The sequence below is a fragment of the Janthinobacterium aquaticum genome (genome assembly GCF_009208565.1).
GTDB lineage: Bacteria > Pseudomonadota > Gammaproteobacteria > Burkholderiales > Burkholderiaceae_D > Janthinobacterium.
Genome location: NZ_WFLK01000001.1, coordinates 125,650 through 141,908 on the forward strand (window position 1 = coordinate 125,650; position 16,259 = coordinate 141,908).

A 16,259-nucleotide genomic window follows, 5' to 3' on the forward strand; every position below is an offset into this window, starting at 1 on the left:
GGCAAGACAGCGCGCGCATTGGTCTATAATCGCTGGCACCGTGCCGTGCACGCTCACGTGAGACCTGTCTTGACTGCCAACCGTTCCGCCTTTCCCCTGCCATCAAAACGCGCCGTGGTGCGCACCGCCATCGCGGCAGCCTGCCTGGCCGTAGCCGGCGCTGCCGGCCTGGGTGGCTACCTGTTTTTATATGTCAAGCCGCGCCTGCCCGCGCTCGACGTGATTCTCGACTATCAGCCCAAGATACCGCTGCGCGTGTACACCACCGACAAAGTGCTGATCGGCGAATACGGCGAAGAGCACCGCGATTTCGTGCCGATTGCCCAGGTACCGGAAATGATGAAGAAAGCGCTGCTGGCCATCGAGGACAGTCGCTTCTATGAACACAACGGCATCGACTTTATCCGCGCCGGCGGCGCCGTGCTGTCGAACCTGCGCCATGGCTTCGGCCACGGCGGCGGCTCGACCATTACCATGCAGGTGGCGCGCAACTTCTTCCTGACACGCGACAAGGTTGCCTCGCGCAAGCTCAATGAAATCATGCTGGCCCTGAAAATCGAGGCCGCGCTGTCGAAGGACCAGATCCTCGAGCTGTACATGAACCAGGTCTACCTGGGCCAGCGCTCGTTCGGTTTTGCCAGCGCCGCGCAGACCTATTTCGGCAAGCCGCTCAATGAACTGTCGATTGCCGAAATGGCCACACTGGCCGGCCTGCCGCAAAATCCCTCGCGCCATAACCCGGTCAGCAATCCAAAACGCGCCCATGCGCGCGCGCAGCTGGTGCTGAAACGCATGCGCGAGCTCGATTACATCAGCGAAGGCCAGTATCAGCAGGCGCTCAAGCAGCCGATGCGCGTCAGTACGCGCGGGCGGCAAGGCTTCGACACGCATGCCGAATACGTGGCCGAACTGGCGCGCCAGGCGGTCTATGCGCAGTACAAGGAAGACAGTTATACCAAGGGCATCAGCGTCTATACCACCATCCTGAAAGCCGATCAGGACGCCGCCTATGAGTCGACCCGCCGCAACGTGATCGCCTACGACCAGCGCCATGGCTACCGCGGCCCGGAAACCTTTATCGATCTGCCCGACGAGCCCCAGCTGCGCGACGACGCCATCGACGCGGCCTTGCAGAAGCGTCCGGACAGCGACGGCCTGATCGCCGCCGTGGTGCTCGGTGTGGCCAACGGCAAGGTCACGGTCGACAGCGGCAGCGACGATCCGATCGAGATCACCGGCGACGGCCTGCGCTTTGCCGCGCCGGCCCTCTCGAACAAGGCGAAGGACGGCATCCGGCTGCGCCCGGGCGCGGTGATCCGCATCGCCAGAGACAGCAAGGACAAATGGGCCATTACCCAGGTGCCGCTGGTGGCCGCGGCCTTTGTCTCGCTCGACGCCGACACCGGCGCCTACCATGCGATGGTGGGCGGCTTCGACTACAACCTGCAAAAGTTCAACCATGTCACGCAGGCGTGGCGCCAGCCCGGTTCAGCCATGAAGCCTTTCGTGTACTCGGCGGCGCTGGAAAAAGGCTTTTCGCCGGCCACGCTGATCAACGACGTGCCGCTCGAACTGTCGGCCGGCGGCAAGATGTGGGCGCCGCAAAACGACGACTTCAAGTTCGACGGTCCGATTACCATGCGCTTTGCGCTGGCGCAGTCCAAGAACGTGGCCTCGGTGCGCATTCTGCGCGCGCTCGGCGTGCCGTATGCGCATGAATTCATTGAAAAATTCGGCTTCGATCCGGCGCGCCAGCCCAACAACCTGACCATGGCGCTCGGTACGGGCTCGGTCACGCCGGTGCAACTGGCCGGCGCCTACGCGCTGTTTGCCAACGGTGGCCATCAGGTCGAACCGTACCTGATCGATCGCATCGTCGACGCCAGGGGAGCGGTGCTGATGCAGACCAAACCACCGCTTGCAGGCGACGAAAAAACCCTGGCGCTCGACCCGCGCAATGCCTTTGTGATGGACTCGATGCTGCGTGAAGTGACGCGCAGCGGCACCGGCGCGGCCGCTACCAAACGGCTGGGCCGCAGCGACATCGCCGGCAAGACCGGCACCACCAGCGACGCCGTCGACGGCTGGTTTGCCGGCTACGGCGGCGGCATCGTGGCGGTGGCCTGGATGGGCTATGACGAGCCGAAGTCGCTGGGCGGGCGCGAGTTCGGCGCCACGCTGGCCATGCCGATCTGGATCGACTACATGCGCACCGCCCTGTCGACGCGCCCGCAGATCACGCGCGCCGTGCCGGCCGGCCTGTCGCAGATCGACGGCGAGTGGATCTACGACGAATATATCGACATGGGCGTCAAGACGCTCGACATGGACAGCGAGACGCCAACCGATCCGGCAGCGATGCCCGAATCGGTGCCGGTGGAGACCATGAATAATTAGGCACGGGGCAACCCGTGAACCGACAACACCGTTGAGGCCAACAATGGCGTCGGATTACGCGGGGCTTTGCCCCGCTAATCCGACCTACGGACCTGGCGCGGCAACGCCGAGATAGCCCCTCACGGTGGCCACCACGCTATCAGCAAAATCATCGACATCGACCTTGGCGGCGCGGTATTTCCAGCGTTTGACGTACCAGTCCTGGAACAGCGCCAGGCAGTGCGCCGCCAGCAGGGCGGGATCGCCCTGCGGACGCGGGGTAATGTCGGCGATGGTGGCGGCCAGCAGCGTCTGCACGTACAGTTCGGACTGCTTGGCCATGCTGCGCTGTTCGGCGTGCAGCACGCGCGAGTCCATATAGACAAAATAAAACCACGGCTGCAGCACTTCGGACAGGTAGATCGACGAGCGGATCAGCGCTTCGAGCCGGTCCAGCGGCGACGCCACATGGGCAAACAGTTCGGGCAGGGCCTGGCTGGCGTGGCGCACCACGTCTTCGATCATTTCGGCCAGTTGGTCCTTGCCGCTGATATAGCCATACAGGCCGCCCATCGACAAGCCGGTTTCGCGGCACAGGTCGCGCAGGCTCATGGCGCGAAAACCGACATCGTTGGCCAGGCGGAAGGTGGCGCCAAAGATGCGCTCGAGATTCTCCAGCGCCGGCTTGCGCCGCTTGACACCGATACGGCCCGCATGGCGGTCGAGAATATATTCCCAGATATTTTCGCCATTTAAGGGCGTCATCTGCTGGAACTGCTCAAAGTTGAAATGGGTCGGCAAGTGCATTCCAAAAAAACAGAGTAAAAACGGCGCCGTCGGTACGGCGGTGGATTAATGATTGAATCGGCAACGATTATAGCGCAGCAGCAGCGTCATTTTTCAGATTGCAGGCTGGCCAGCAGCGCTGCTGCCGCCGCCAGATCGGCGCTGTCATGGCCTTGTGCATACTTGCCGTGGACAGCCTGCAGCAGCGCGCAGGCTTCGGCACAGCGCTGCAATTGCGCCAGCACGCGCGCCAGGCTGGTGGCACAGCGCAACTGCCAGCCCAGCGCGCCCTGGTCGCGCGCAAGTTGAAAGGCCGTTTCAAGTCGCTGGCGCACCGCGTCAAGACCTGCGTTGTCGCCAGGCGCCAGCGCCAGCCAGGCGCGCTGCGCGCTACGGCGCAGCACCTCGGCGGCCATCCACGGCGCCATCCCCTCCTCCACCCGTCGCAGCGCATGCGCATCGGCAGCGGCATCGTGCAGCGTTGCCATCATGTCGATCTGCATGGGCCAGCGCGCCGCGCCTGGCCAGTTCAGCGCGGCACGCCCTGCCTCGGCATCAAGCAACTGCTGGTAGCCATCGCTCCAGCCGCGCCAGTACAGCAAGCCAAGGCGCTCGACATGCTCGCGTAGCAGAGAACTCCAGGCCTGCGCCTGCGCCAGTTGTCCGCACCACAGCGCCACCGGGATGGCGCTGAAAGCCAGCGCTGCACACAGCGACACGCCGTTGTGCTCAAAGCCGACGGCCACCGCCTCGCGCGCGAGCTGCAAGGCATCGTCGGGTTGCCCCATCAGCCACAGGCAGCGCGCCAGGTTGCCGCGCAGGCACACCTGATGGTCGGCCAGCAGCACGCTGTTGGAGCTGAAATGCCCGGTATCGGCGTGCTGCGCCAGCACCATGCGCGACAGGTCGGCCGAGACAGCATGCCGGCCCTGCATATGTTCACTGGAGGCGCGCATGCGCGCGAGAAGCAGCTGCATGGCCGTATCCGAGCCGGTCTGCGGCAGCAGGGCAAAGCTGCCGATGCAGATATCGGCACGGCGATAGTCAGCCAGGGCCATGCTGGCCAGCCACATGCCGCAAATTGCCTGGGCCTGTCTTTCAGCGACGCCGCCCTGCATGGCCAGGTCATGGCTGCGCTGGAATGACAGCAGCATGGCCCCGCTGACACCCTGCGTATAGAGCTGCAAATGGGCCAGCGAGGCATGCAGCTGCATTTCCAGGCCGGCATCGGCTATCGGCCCGGACGCCATGCGCGCCAGGGCAAGCTCGACCCGCACGCGGTATTCGTCAAGCAGCGACAGCTGATAAAACAGCGTCTGTGCCGACAGCGTGAGCGCCACGCCCAGTGCCGCGTTGTCGGCCGCACCGAAAGCCCAGTCGATGGCTGCGCGCAGGTCATCGATATGGCGGCCATGGCGCACCACCCAGGCGGCGGCCGGCATGCTGCCCCATTCGCCGGCAATGCGCTCGGCCAGTTGCAGACAATGGCGGGCGTGGCGCCCATAGACGGCATGCTGCTCGCCGGCGAGCGCCAGCTGCGCCGACGCGTAGCAGCGCGTGGTGTCAAGCAGCCGGTAGTAGACCTGCTGGCGGCAAAATTCCACGCTGATGAAGGATTTGGCGGCCAGTTCGGCCATGCACTCGTAGACATCGCGATCGGCAACGGCGTCGGCCGACGCCAGCTGGAAGCGGCTTCTGAACACGCTCAGCGCGCGCAGCACGCTGCGCGCCTCATCATCGAGCAGGCCATGGCTCCAGTCGAGCGTGGCACGCAGCGTCTGGTGGCGCAAAGGCCAGTTGCGCGGCCCGCGTACCAGCAGGCGCAGGCAGTCATCGAGCTGGCGCCTCAGTTCATGCAGGCCGAAATGCGCAATCCGCCCCGCAGCAAGTTCGAGCGCCAGCGGAATGCCGTCGAGACGGCGGCAGATTTCCACCACCACCGGCAGCTCGGCGTCGGCCAGCGCGAAGCCGGCATGGACGGTTTTGCAGCGTTCGATAAACAGTTGCACGGCCGCAAAATGGCGCAAGGCGGCAGGATCATGCATGCCATGGAGTGGCGGCAGTTCGAGCGCCGGCAAGCGCTGCAGCTGCTCGCCGGCAATACGCAGCGGTTCGCGGCAGGTCACCACCAGATGCAAATGCGGCGCATGCTTGAGCAGCGTGTCTGCCAGCGCCGCGGCAGCTGCCACCACATGGTCACAGTTGTCGAGCACCACCAGGATATGGCGCTGGCGCAGATGGGCCAGCAGACCTGGCATCGGATCAGAGGCAGGCACCGACACGCCCAGCGCTGCAGCCAGCGCCAGCGGCGCCAGCTGGCCGTCGCTGAGCGGCGCCAGGTCGACAAAGCAGCCGCCGTCGGCATGGCGGCGCAGCACCCGCCTGGCCAGCGCCACGGCCACCGTGGTCTTGCCGATACCGCCAGGGCCGGCGATGCACAACAGGCGCTGCTGCTGCAGATGATTGGCCATGGCCTGCACCACATCGTCGCGCCCGACCACCCGCGTCAGCAGCACCGGCAGGTTATCGTGCGGCTCGGTCTGCGCCAGCTCTGCCGGCGCCGGATGCCCGGCGTGTTTCAGCGGCGCCAGGAAACCATAGCCGCGCCCCGGTACGGTGGTGATATAGCGCTGCCCATCGCGGCCATCGCGCAGTACCTTGCGCAGCGCCGCCAGGTGCACGCGCAAGGTGGAATCATCGACCACGGCGTTGTGCCAGACGATGGCCAGCAGGTCCTGTTTGTCAACGATCTCGCCGGCACGCTCCAGCAACGCCAGCAACAGATCCATCGCACGGCTGCCGACACGCACGGCGCGTTCGCCATCGAACAGCTGGCGTTCGAGCGGCAACAGGCGGAACGGGCCGAAGACATAGGCCGGTACGGGGCTGTTCATGTTTGATGCTATGGGAAGAAAATGCAGGCGCAATGACCGCACAAAGGTTCTATTTTACCGATCATTGGCGCAGCGCCACATGGCCCCATGTATGAACGCTGTTACATTCATCATGCTGCAGGTGTGCGCGCACTGCCCAGCAAAGGCGCAATGGCTGCGGCCGGGGCTGGACGGTGCAGGTAATATCCTTGCGTCTGGTGGCAACCGAGGCGATGCGCGCCAGCCAGCTGGGCGGCCGTCTCCACGCCTTCGGCCACCACCTCCAGGCCCAGCGCGCAGGCCAGTGCCACGCTCGACGCCACGATCAGCGCATCGCGCCCATTGCCATCGACGCCATCGATGAAGCAGCGGTCCATCTTGAGCGTATCGAGCGGCAGCATCTTCAGGTGCATCAGGCCGGCATAACCGGTGCCGTAATCGTCGAGCGCTACACGCACGCCAAGCACGCGCAGGCGCTGCAAGGTGTCGCAGGCCTGCGCCATATCGACGATCTCGCCACTTTCTGTCAACTCGATTTCCAGCAAGGTGGGCGACAGCGCGTAACGCGACAAACAGTGCTGCACCGTGTCGTACAGGTCGCCGCCACTCAATTGCCACACCGAGATATTGACCGCCACCGGCACCAGCGGCAGCCCCTCGTGGCGCCAGCGGGCCAGCTGGCGGCAGGCACTGTCGATACCCCATTTGCCCAGTTCGATGATGGCGGCACTCTGTTCGGCATGGCCGATGATATCCTGTGGAAAAATCATGCCGTGCAGCGGATCGCGCCAGCGCAACAGCGCTTCGAGGCCTGCCAGGCGCGCATCGGCCGTGCCGAATTTTCCCTGGTAATAGAAGCACAGGTCACCGCGGTCCATCGCCTGTGCCAGACGGCTGTAGAACATGGTTGGCACGCCGCGGCGCTCAGGCGCTCAAGCGTGGCACGGCGCGCACGCTGGCCGGTGCCGAGGCTGCGACAGCCGTGGCGTTACCGGCGCGCAGGCGAAATACACTGACGATATCGAGCAGCCGGCCAGCCTCGCTCTCGAGCGACTGCGAAGCGGCCGTGGCCTCTTCGACCAGCGCCGCGTTCTGCTGCGTCACTTCATCCATCTGCACCACCGCCTGGTTGATCTGGCCAAGGCCGGTGCTCTGCTCGGCGCTGGCCGCAGAAATATCGGCCACCATCTGGCTGACGCGTCCGACCGCCTGCACCACCTCGTGCATGGTGGCGCCGGCACGCGACACCAGCGCAGCACCGGCATCGACCTGTTCGGTGGAATTGGCGATCAGGGCGCGGATGTCGCGCGCCGCCGAGGCACTGCGCTGCGCCAGGTTGCGCACTTCGGTGGCCACCACCGCAAAGCCGCGGCCCTGCTCACCGGCACGCGCCGCCTCAACCGCTGCATTGAGCGCCAGGATATTGGTCTGGAAAGCCAGCATGTCGATCACGCCGATAATATCGGCAATCCTGGCCGATGCGCCGCTGATGGCGTCCATGGTGGTAATCACCTGCCCCACTGCCGTGCCGCCCTGGCTGGCGATCTGCGACGCCTCTGTCGCCAGCGCACTGGCGCGGCGCGCGTTATCGGCGTTTTGCTGGACCGTCGAGCTCAGTTCTTCCATCGCCGAGGCGGTCTGTTCGAGTGAGCTGGCCTGTTCTTCGGTGCGCGAAGACAGATCGATATTGCCGGCCGCGATCTGGGTCGACGCGGTGGCAATGGTATCGGTACCGCTGCGTACCTGCTGCACAATATCGCGCAGGTTGCCGTTCATGGTCGCCAGGGCGTCGAGCAGCCGACCGGTTTCATCATGGGCATGCACACCGAAGGTCGAACTGAGGTCGCCCGCCGCCACGGTTTGCGCCACGTTGACGGCGTGCTGCAGCGGCCGCACGATGCTGCGCGTGACGAGCCAGGCGGTAATTATCGAGAACATGACGGCCAGGGCGCTGATCACCAGCAAAGTAATGCGCGCGCTGAGGTACTCCTGGCGCACCTGCTGCCCGGCGTCTTCCATGCGCTGATGCTGGTGCTTGATCAGCGTCTCCAGCCCTGCCATATAGCGCAGCTGATCGGCGCGCACGCTGCTGAGCAGCAGATTGGTGCCGGTCTCGCGCGCGCCTTCGTCAAGCAGTGCCAGTACCTTGTCGCGGCCGGCGTTATAGTCGGCACGCGCCTGCATGACCGTGCGCATCAGCGCCTTGCCTTTGTCGCTATTGACCATGCGCTCCAGTTCGGTCAGTTTCTGCTCCGTCTGAGCGCTCGCTGCCGCAATCGTTTCACGTTCCTTTGCCAGCTGTTCCGGTGCCGTCATCAGCAGCAGATTGCGCGACGAGCGTGCGATCACATTGACCTGCTTGATGATGTCATTGGCCACCACGGTCTTCGGATACTCCTGGTCGATCACGCTGCCCATGCGCTGATCGAGCGTCGACAATCGCAGCAGGCCCAGCGCGGCAGTGGCCAGCAGCAATACCGTCAACACCGCAAACGAGCAGCGCAAGCGCGTGCCGATATTCATCGTAAGCATTTTCATTCGCATCCTTAGAAATGGTTAACAGTGAAGCGCCAGGCTCGCAGCAACTGGCAGACGGCAATGGCGGCAATGGCTGCAATCAGACTAAGGCAGGCAAGGAACAGCAGCAGGGTCAGCAGGCAGGAGACAAGACGGCAGCAAGGTGCCACGCGCAGGCATGTTTGCAGCACGCCCGGCAGTGTGGTTTATATGACAGCTTATGTCGCGTTAATTTTTGCAAAGTTTTGCTTAGATAGAAAATGAGACAAATTTGCAAGGGATGAGCCATGCCGGGCGTGGCGAGGCAGAAAATGCAAAACGGCCGCACCGGGCGGCCGTCTTGCAGTCAGTTCAACAAGCTGCGCGTCAGGCAGCGAGCCTGAACACGCTGACCACGCCAGCGAGCTTGCCGGCCTGGTCCTGCAGCGACGCCGCAGCAGCGGCAGCCTCTTCCACCAGCGCCGCATTTTGCTGGGTCACCTGGTCCATCTGGCCGATCGCCTGGTTGATCTGATCGATGCCCGAGCTTTGCTCCTGCGTGGCCAGCGTAATTTCCGCCATGATGTCGGTCACGCGCTGCACGCTGGTGACGATATCGTTCATGGTGTCACCGGCCTCTGCCACCAGCTTGCCGCCGGCGTCGACGGCACTGACCGAATCGTCGATCAGCGTCTTGATTTCACGTGCCGCAGCGCTTGATCGCTGCGCCAGGTTGCGCACTTCACCGGCCACCACCGCAAAGCCGCGGCCCTGCTCGCCGGCGCGCGCTGCCTCGACTGCCGCATTCAGGGCCAGGATATTGGTCTGGAAAGCAATCCCATCAATCACGCTGATGATGTCAACGATCTTGCGCGAACTGCCGTTGATCGCTGCCATGGTCTCGACCACCTGGCCGACCACCGCGCCACCCTTGAGGGCCACCTGCGACGCGGTCACCGCCAACTGGTTGGCCTGCTGCGCATTGTCGGCATTCTGGCGCACGGTCGAGGTCAGCTCTTCCATCGACGACGCGGTTTCTTCGAGCGAACTGGCCTGTTCCTCGGTGCGCGAGGACAAATCGAGGTTGCCGCTGGCAATCTGCGACGAGGCGGTAGCGATGGTGTCGGTACCTGCCCGTACCTGCCCCACAATCGATACCAGGCCCGAGTTCATGTCCGACAGCGCCTTGAGCAACTGGCCGGTCTCTTCGGTGGTCGATACCGTAATGCGGCTGCTGAGGTCGCCGGCGGCCACAGTCTGCGCCACCTTGACGGCCGCTTCAATCGGCTCGGTGATGGCGCGCGCAATCAGCGCCGAGCAGGCGATGCCGATCACCGATGCCAGCAGCGCCAGCCCGACCATCAGGCTTTTGGAACGCAATACGGCTGCGCCGCCCCCCTGCACGCTGGACTGCGCTACCGCCTTGTTGAGCACAATGATCTCGTTAAGGGAAGCTTCGGCCTTGCCGAACAAGGCGCGCGATGCCAGGTAATCGCGGTAAAAATCGACAAACAGCGTGCGCTGCACCTGTTCGTCGCGGTTGGCGGCCAGCGCCGCCAGTACGCTGGCGACCTTGTCATCAGCGCCCTTCCATGCCTTCCACTCGCCCTGGAAGCGCTGCCACAGGCGCGCTTCATCGGGCGTCTGCGGCAGTGGTTCATAGAGCTTGCGGCCACTGTCGATCGTGGCCCAGGCCCGCGCGCGCAACTGCTGCGCTTCGCTGAATTTGTCCTGTGCCTGGTAGTTGTTTTCATAGATTGCGGCGCTGAGCGTGCCGGCAGCGACCGCCGTCTGGCCTTCGCTCATCAGCAGCAGGCCCTGCACCGATGGCAGGCGTACCAGCCCGATTTCATTCACCGCGCCGCCCACCTCGGCGATGCCGAGAAAGCCGGTGACGCCCACCACCAGCAGTGCTGCCAGCATGACGCCGGCCAGCGACGCGAGTTTCCATTTGATGCGTAAATTTCTGAACATGCTTATCCCATAAAAAGACCGGCGCGCGCAGTCAGCACCTGCTGGCCAGATCGGTAGAAACGTCGGTACGCGCCAAAGATTGCGAGGTCGGGGCAGTATCGGGAAACGTAAGGTAAAGACAATTACGAGAATTGATCGCCGAGCAGCATAGTGTAAAAGCCGGGACTTGAGCATCAAACAATTAACCAAAGGCAATTTTTTAACTGACTGTCGCGCCATATACACAGATGGCCGAAACATTGATATTCGTCTAATATAGCCATTCAATCCATAGTGGAATCGTGATGGCCTACCCTATCGAACACAAACTGGTGATCGGCGTGGCATCGAGCGCCCTGTTTGACCTGTCCGAATCGCACCAGGTCTACCTCGACAGCGGCACCGAGGAATACCGCAAGTACCAGGAAACACATGTCGACGCCGTACTCGGGCGCGGCGTGGCGTTCCCGTTTATCCGCCGCTTTCTGAACATCAACAAACACCACCCTGAGGAGTCGCCGGTCGAAGTCGTGCTGTTTTCACGCAATTCGCCTGAAACGGGCTTGCGCGTCATGCATTCGATTGCCCACTACGGGCTCGACATTTCACGCGCCGCCTTCATGACCGGCAGGTCGCCCTATCCTTACCTGCCGGCGTTTAACGCTTCGCTGTTCCTGAGCGCCAATGAAGACGATGTGCGCAGCGCGCTGGCCTGCCATTATCCGGCAGGCTTGGTGCTGCCCTCGCCGTCGCGCACCGAAGACGACGAACAGGACGACGAACTGCGCGTGGCCTTCGACTTTGACGGCGTGATCGCCGACGATGAAGCCGAAACGGTGTTCAAGCGCAATAACGACGTCGATGAATTCCACGCCCACGAAACGCTGAACGTCGGCACGCCGCATCGACCCGGCCCGCTGGCCGGCCTGTTCCAGAAACTGGCCAATATGCAGCGACTGGAAGAAAAAGCGCAGCAGCGCGACCCGTCCTACCGGAAAATCCTGCGCATCGCCATTATCACGGCGCGCAATGCGCCCTCGCACGAACGGGTGGTGACCACCCTGAAAAGCTGGGGCGTGGCGGCCGACGAAACATTTTTCCTCGGCGGCATGGACAAGTCGCGCGTGCTGGGCGTGTTCCGGCCGCATATTTTCTTCGATGACCAGTTAAGCCACCTGAAGTCCAATGGCGACGCCATTCCGATGGTGCACGTGCCATTCGGCGTGGCCAATCTGCGCACCGGCACGGGTGCCTGAAATGGCGGCGTGCATGGTCTATAATCTGGCCTGCACGCACCGCGTCTTCGATCCGGTGCAGCGCCTGCTTTCGTCCTTGCCACCCTCATCAATACCATTACCCTCGCCATCGCCTGCATGTCTTCAGCCCTGAAAAAATCGCTCCCCAAAGCCGGCAACCGCTACGCCCTGCCGGCCCTGTATGGTTCCGCCGACGCCTACGCCCTGGCGCTGGCGGCGCTGGAATGGAAATCGCGGGGCCAGATGCTGGCCGTGGTAGTGGCGCAGGCCAGCGACGGACAGCGCCTGCTCGATGAAATTCCATGGTTCGGTGGCGCGCAGCTGCGCTGCCATTTGCTGCCGGACTGGGAAACGCTGCCTTACGACGCCTTTTCGCCGCATCAGGACCTGGTGTCCGAACGCCTGGCAACCCTGCATGAAATCCAGAATGGCCAGTGCGACGTGCTGATCGTGCCGGCCACCACGGCGCTGGTGCGCCTGGCGCCGCCGTCGTTCCTGGCGGCCTACACCTTCTTTTTCAAGAAGGGCGAGACGCTGGACGAAGCGCGCCTGAAGTCGCAGCTGACGCTGGCGGGCTACAGCCATGTGTCACAGGTGATGTCGCCCGGCGAATACTCGGTGCGCGGCGGCCTGCTCGACCTGTTCCCGATGGGTTCAACCTTGCCCTACCGGCTCGACCTGTTCGGCGACACCATCGAAACCATCCGCACCTTTGACGCCGACACTCAGCGCTCGCTCTATCCGGTGCATGAAGTACGGCTGCTACCGGGGCGCGAATTTCCGATGGACGAGGCGGCGCGCACCACCTTTCGCAGCCGCTGGCGCGAGCAGTTCGAGGGCGATCCGTCGCGCGCGGTGGTCTACAAGGACATCAGCAGCGGCATTGCCTCGGCCGGCATCGAATACTATCTGCCGCTGTTTTTTGAAGAAACCGCGACCCTGTTTGACTACCTGCCGGCCGAGGCCGCGCTGGCCATGGTCGGCGATATCGACGCGGCTATTGGCCGCTTCTGGACCGATACCCAGTCGCGCTACCGCTTCCTGAAGGCCGACCGCGAACGCCCGATCCTGCCGCCCGAGTCGCTGTTCCTGTCCGATGAACAGTTCTTTGCGCTGGCCAAGCCGTATGCGCGCGTGGCCATCAACAAGTCCGCCGATGCACAGGCGTCCGAACTGTCGGCGCCGATACCGAACGTGGCCGTCAACCGGCGCGCCGACGATCCGCTGGCCAACCTGCGCAGCTATCTGCTGCAGCAAGGCCGGCGCGTGCTGATCTGCGCCGAGTCGAACGGCCGGCGCGAAACGCTGCAGCAGTATTTTGCCGAGTTCGACCTGCCACTGGTTCCAGCCGAAGGCAATGACGGCTTCCTGCAGTCGGACGCCAAACTGATGCTGGGCGTGGCGCCGCTGCATGCGGGCTTCGAGCTGTTTGCCGACGACGGCCATATCGCCTACATCACCGAAACGGAGCTGTATGCCGGCTCGGGCCGGCGCGTGGGCAAGAAAAAGCAGGAAGGCGTGACGCAGGTCGAGTCGATGGTGCGCGACCTGTCCGAGCTGAAAATCGGCGACCCGGTGGTGCATATCAACCACGGCATCGGCCGCTACATGGGCCTGACCAGCATGGACCTGGGCGAAGGCGAGACCGAATTTTTGCACCTCGAATATGCCAAGGACACCAAGCTGTATGTGCCGGTGTCGCAGCTGCACGTGATCTCGCGCTATTCAGGCGCCTCGCCTGAAGACGCGCCGCTGCATTCGCTCGGTTCGGGACAGTGGGAAAAGGCCAAGAAAAAAGCGGCCGACCAGGTACGCGACACGGCCGCCGAGCTTCTCAACCTGTATGCCCGGCGCGCGCTGCGCCAGGGCCATGCGTTCGAGTATTCGGCGCACGACTACGAGCGCTTCGCCGACAGCTTCGGCTTCGATGAAACGCCGGACCAGGCCGAGGCCATCAACAACGTCATCAAGGACATGACGTCGGGCAAACCGATGGACCGGCTGGTGTGCGGCGATGTCGGCTTCGGCAAGACCGAAGTGGCGCTGCGCGCAGCCTTTATTGCCGTCATGGGCGGCAAGCAGGTGGCGATCCTGGCCCCCACTACCCTGCTGGCCGAGCAGCATGCCCAGACCTTTGCCGACCGCTTTGCCGACTGGCCGGTGCGCATTGCCGAGCTGTCACGCTTCCGTACCGGCAAGGAGATCACGCAGGCTTTCAAGGGCATGGCCGACGGCACGCTCGACATTATTATCGGCACCCACAAGCTGTTGTCGGATGATGTGAAGTTCACGCGTCTGGGCCTGGTGATCATCGACGAGGAACACCGCTTCGGCGTGCGCCAGAAGGAAGCGCTCAAAGCGCTGCGCGCGGAAGTGGACGTGCTGACGCTGACGGCCACGCCGATTCCGCGCACGCTGGGCATGGCGCTCGAAGGCCTGCGCGACTTTTCCATTATCGCCACGGCGCCGCAAAAGCGCCTGGCCATCAAGACGTTTGTGCGCAGTGAAGGTGAAGCGATTATCCGCGAGGCGTGCTTGCGCGAACTCAAGCGCGGCGGCCAGATCTACTTCCTGCACAACGAGGTGGAGACCATCCAGAACCGCCTGGCCATGCTGACCGAACTGCTGCCCGAAGCGCGCATTGCAGTGGCGCACGGCCAGATGCATGAGCGCGACCTGGAAAAAGTCATGCGCGACTTCGTGGCGCAGCGCTTCAATATTTTGCTGTGCACCACCATTATCGAGACCGGCATCGATGTGCCAACTGCGAACACCATCATCATGCACCGCGCCGACAAGTTCGGCCTGGCGCAGCTGCACCAGCTGCGCGGGCGCGTGGGCCGCTCGCATCACCAGGCCTATGCCTATCTGCTGGTGCATGACGTGCAGGGCCTGTCGAAGCTGGCGCAGCGTCGCCTGGACGCGATCCAGCAGATGGAAGAACTGGGCAGCGGCTTTTATCTGGCCATGCACGACCTGGAGATACGCGGCGCCGGCGAAGTGCTCGGCGACAGCCAGTCCGGCGAGATGACTGAAATCGGCTTCCAGCTGTATTCGGACATGCTTAACGAAGCCGTGCGCTCGCTCAAAGCGGGCAAGGAGCCCGACCTGGCCGCGCCGCTGGCCACCACCACCGAGATCAACCTGCATGTGCCAGCGCTGTTACCGGCCGACTTCTGCGGCGATGTGCACGAGCGTCTGTCGATCTACAAGCGCCTGGCCAACTGTGCCACGCAGGACAAGATCGACGATATCCAGGAAGAGCTGATCGACCGTTTCGGCAAGCTGCCCGAGCCGGTCAAGTCACTGATCGAAACGCACCGCCTGCGCATCCTGGCCAAGACAGTCGGCATCGTCAAGATCGACGTCCATGGCGAAGCGGCCACGCTGCAGTTCATGGCCCAGCCGCCGATCGACCCGATGCGCATCATCGAACTGATACAGAAAAACCGCCATATCAAGCTGCACGGCCAGGACAAGCTGAAACTGAGCGCGGCCATGCCCGACCTGGCCGCGCGCGTCACGCAGATCAAGACCACTATTCGCCAATTGACCGCCTAGAGTCATTGTTTATTATTTTTTGAATCCATTGCAGGCCTGCCCATGACATCCAGCACATCCATCACCATGAATCTGATCCTGCAAGGCGAAGGCGGCGACCCGGCCCGGCTCGAACGCATTGCCGCGCTGGCCGCGCCCACCGCCATCACACGCCTGGGCCCGTACGCGGTGCGCTGCGAAAAGATCGCCTACTCGCCGGCGCTGCGCCCCACCATCGAAGTGGCCACGCAGGCCGCACAGCTCGACGCCACCTACACGATGGGCCAGCGCGAACTGGGCGAATTCAAGCTCGTGGCGATGGACATGGACTCGACCCTGATCACCATCGAATGCATCGATGAAATCGCCGACATGCAGGGCCTGAAACCGCAGGTGGCCGCCATTACCGAGGCGGCAATGCGTGGCGAACTCGATTTTGCCGCCAGCCTGACCCAGCGCGTGGCGCTGCTCGAAGGGCTCGACGCATCAGCCCTGCAGCGCGTGTATGACGAACGCCTGCAGCTGTCACCAGGCGCTGAAAAGATGCTGGCTGCAGTCAAGGCGGCAGGCCTGAAAACGCTGCTGGTATCGGGCGGCTTTACCTTCTTTACCGAACGCCTGAAAGAGCGCCTGGGCCTGGACTACACGCACGCCAATGAACTGGAAATCATCGACGGCAAACTGACCGGCAAGGTTATCGGCGGCATCGTCGACGCCGAGGAAAAAATGCGCACGGTCGAACGCGTGTGCAAGGAGCTGGGGATTGCGACGTCCGAAGCGATCGTCATGGGCGACGGCGCCAACGACCTGAAAATGATGAGCATTGCCGGCCTGTCGGTAGCGTTTCGCGCCAAACCGGTGGTGCGCGCCCAGGCCGATGTGGCCTTGAATTTCGTCGGCCTCGACGGCATCCTCAACATCTTGGGTAGGTCGGATTAGCGGGGCAAAGCCCCGCGTAATCCGACATCGGCCGTCAACA

The 16,259-nt window shown here is 63.4% G+C and carries 9 protein-coding genes; 4 read left to right on the plus strand and 5 right to left on the minus strand.

Translation table 11 applies throughout. The features are described 5' to 3' along the window. Nucleotides 1-69 precede the first annotated feature (69 nt). Nucleotides 70-2,397, plus strand: a complete 2,328-nt coding sequence (locus GCM43_RS00530; protein ID WP_226929253.1) for a penicillin-binding protein 1A — start codon at nt 70-72, stop codon at nt 2,395-2,397. An 84-nt stretch (nt 2,398-2,481) separates the two neighbouring features. On the opposite strand, the gene GCM43_RS00535 is transcribed toward GCM43_RS00530, so the two are convergent. The 5 genes from GCM43_RS00535 to GCM43_RS00555 form a co-directional block, all read right to left on the minus strand. Beyond that, complete coding sequence (locus GCM43_RS00535; RefSeq protein WP_152241570.1) at nt 2,482-3,183, minus strand: TetR/AcrR family transcriptional regulator; 702 nt, start codon at nt 3,181-3,183, stop codon at nt 2,482-2,484. Nucleotides 3,184-3,269: 86 nt separating this feature from the next. Then, entirely contained in the window at nt 3,270-6,056 is a 2,787-nt protein-coding gene (locus GCM43_RS00540; protein WP_152241571.1) for an ATP-binding protein, read from the minus strand. Between the two features lie 110 nt (nt 6,057-6,166). Further along, entirely contained in the window at nt 6,167-6,940 is a 774-nt protein-coding gene (locus GCM43_RS00545; RefSeq protein WP_152241572.1) for an EAL domain-containing protein, read from the minus strand. A gap of 19 nt (nt 6,941-6,959) precedes the next feature. Beyond that, entirely contained in the window at nt 6,960-8,573 is a 1,614-nt protein-coding gene (locus GCM43_RS00550) for a methyl-accepting chemotaxis protein (protein WP_193315483.1), read from the minus strand. A gap of 345 nt (nt 8,574-8,918) precedes the next feature. Continuing rightward, nucleotides 8,919-10,505 (minus strand): methyl-accepting chemotaxis protein, encoded by a 1,587-nt coding sequence (locus GCM43_RS00555; RefSeq protein WP_152241574.1) that lies wholly within the window; start codon nt 10,503-10,505, stop codon nt 8,919-8,921. Nucleotides 10,506-10,789: 284 nt separating this feature from the next. On the opposite strand from GCM43_RS00555, the gene GCM43_RS00560 reads away from it, so the two are divergent. The 3 genes from GCM43_RS00560 (at nt 10,790) to serB (ending at nt 16,219) form a co-directional block, all read left to right on the plus strand. After that, entirely contained in the window at nt 10,790-11,740 is a 951-nt protein-coding gene (locus GCM43_RS00560; protein WP_152241575.1) for a 5'-nucleotidase, read from the plus strand. A 117-nt stretch (nt 11,741-11,857) separates the two neighbouring features. Further along, nucleotides 11,858-15,301 (plus strand): transcription-repair coupling factor, encoded by a 3,444-nt coding sequence (gene mfd / locus GCM43_RS00565; protein WP_152241576.1) that lies wholly within the window; start codon nt 11,858-11,860, stop codon nt 15,299-15,301. Nucleotides 15,302-15,367: 66 nt separating this feature from the next. Beyond that, nucleotides 15,368-16,219 carry a phosphoserine phosphatase SerB gene (gene serB, locus GCM43_RS00570; RefSeq protein WP_152241993.1) on the plus strand — a complete coding sequence of 284 codons (852 nt, stop codon included), beginning with the start codon at nt 15,368-15,370 and terminating at the stop codon, nt 16,217-16,219. Nucleotides 16,220-16,259 lie beyond the last annotated feature (40 nt).

What these genes read in the sequence shown, in the direction of transcription:
- GCM43_RS00535 (WP_152241570.1), bottom strand. Translation starts at nt 3,183, where the DNA reads ATGCACTTGCCGACCCATTTCAACTTTGAGCAGTTCCAGCAGATGACG.
- GCM43_RS00540 (WP_152241571.1), bottom strand. Translation starts at nt 6,056, where the DNA reads ATGAACAGCCCCGTACCGGCCTATGTCTTCGGCCCGTTCCGCCTGTTG.
- GCM43_RS00545 (WP_152241572.1), bottom strand. Translation starts at nt 6,940, where the DNA reads ATGTTCTACAGCCGTCTGGCACAGGCGATGGACCGCGGTGACCTGTGC.
- GCM43_RS00550 (WP_193315483.1), bottom strand. Translation starts at nt 8,573, where the DNA reads ATGAAAATGCTTACGATGAATATCGGCACGCGCTTGCGCTGCTCGTTT.
- GCM43_RS00555 (WP_152241574.1), bottom strand. Translation starts at nt 10,505, where the DNA reads ATGTTCAGAAATTTACGCATCAAATGGAAACTCGCGTCGCTGGCCGGC.
- GCM43_RS00560 (WP_152241575.1), top strand. Translation starts at nt 10,790, where the DNA reads ATGGCCTACCCTATCGAACACAAACTGGTGATCGGCGTGGCATCGAGC.
- mfd (WP_152241576.1), top strand. Translation starts at nt 11,858, where the DNA reads ATGTCTTCAGCCCTGAAAAAATCGCTCCCCAAAGCCGGCAACCGCTAC.
- serB (WP_152241993.1), top strand. Translation starts at nt 15,368, where the DNA reads ATGAATCTGATCCTGCAAGGCGAAGGCGGCGACCCGGCCCGGCTCGAA.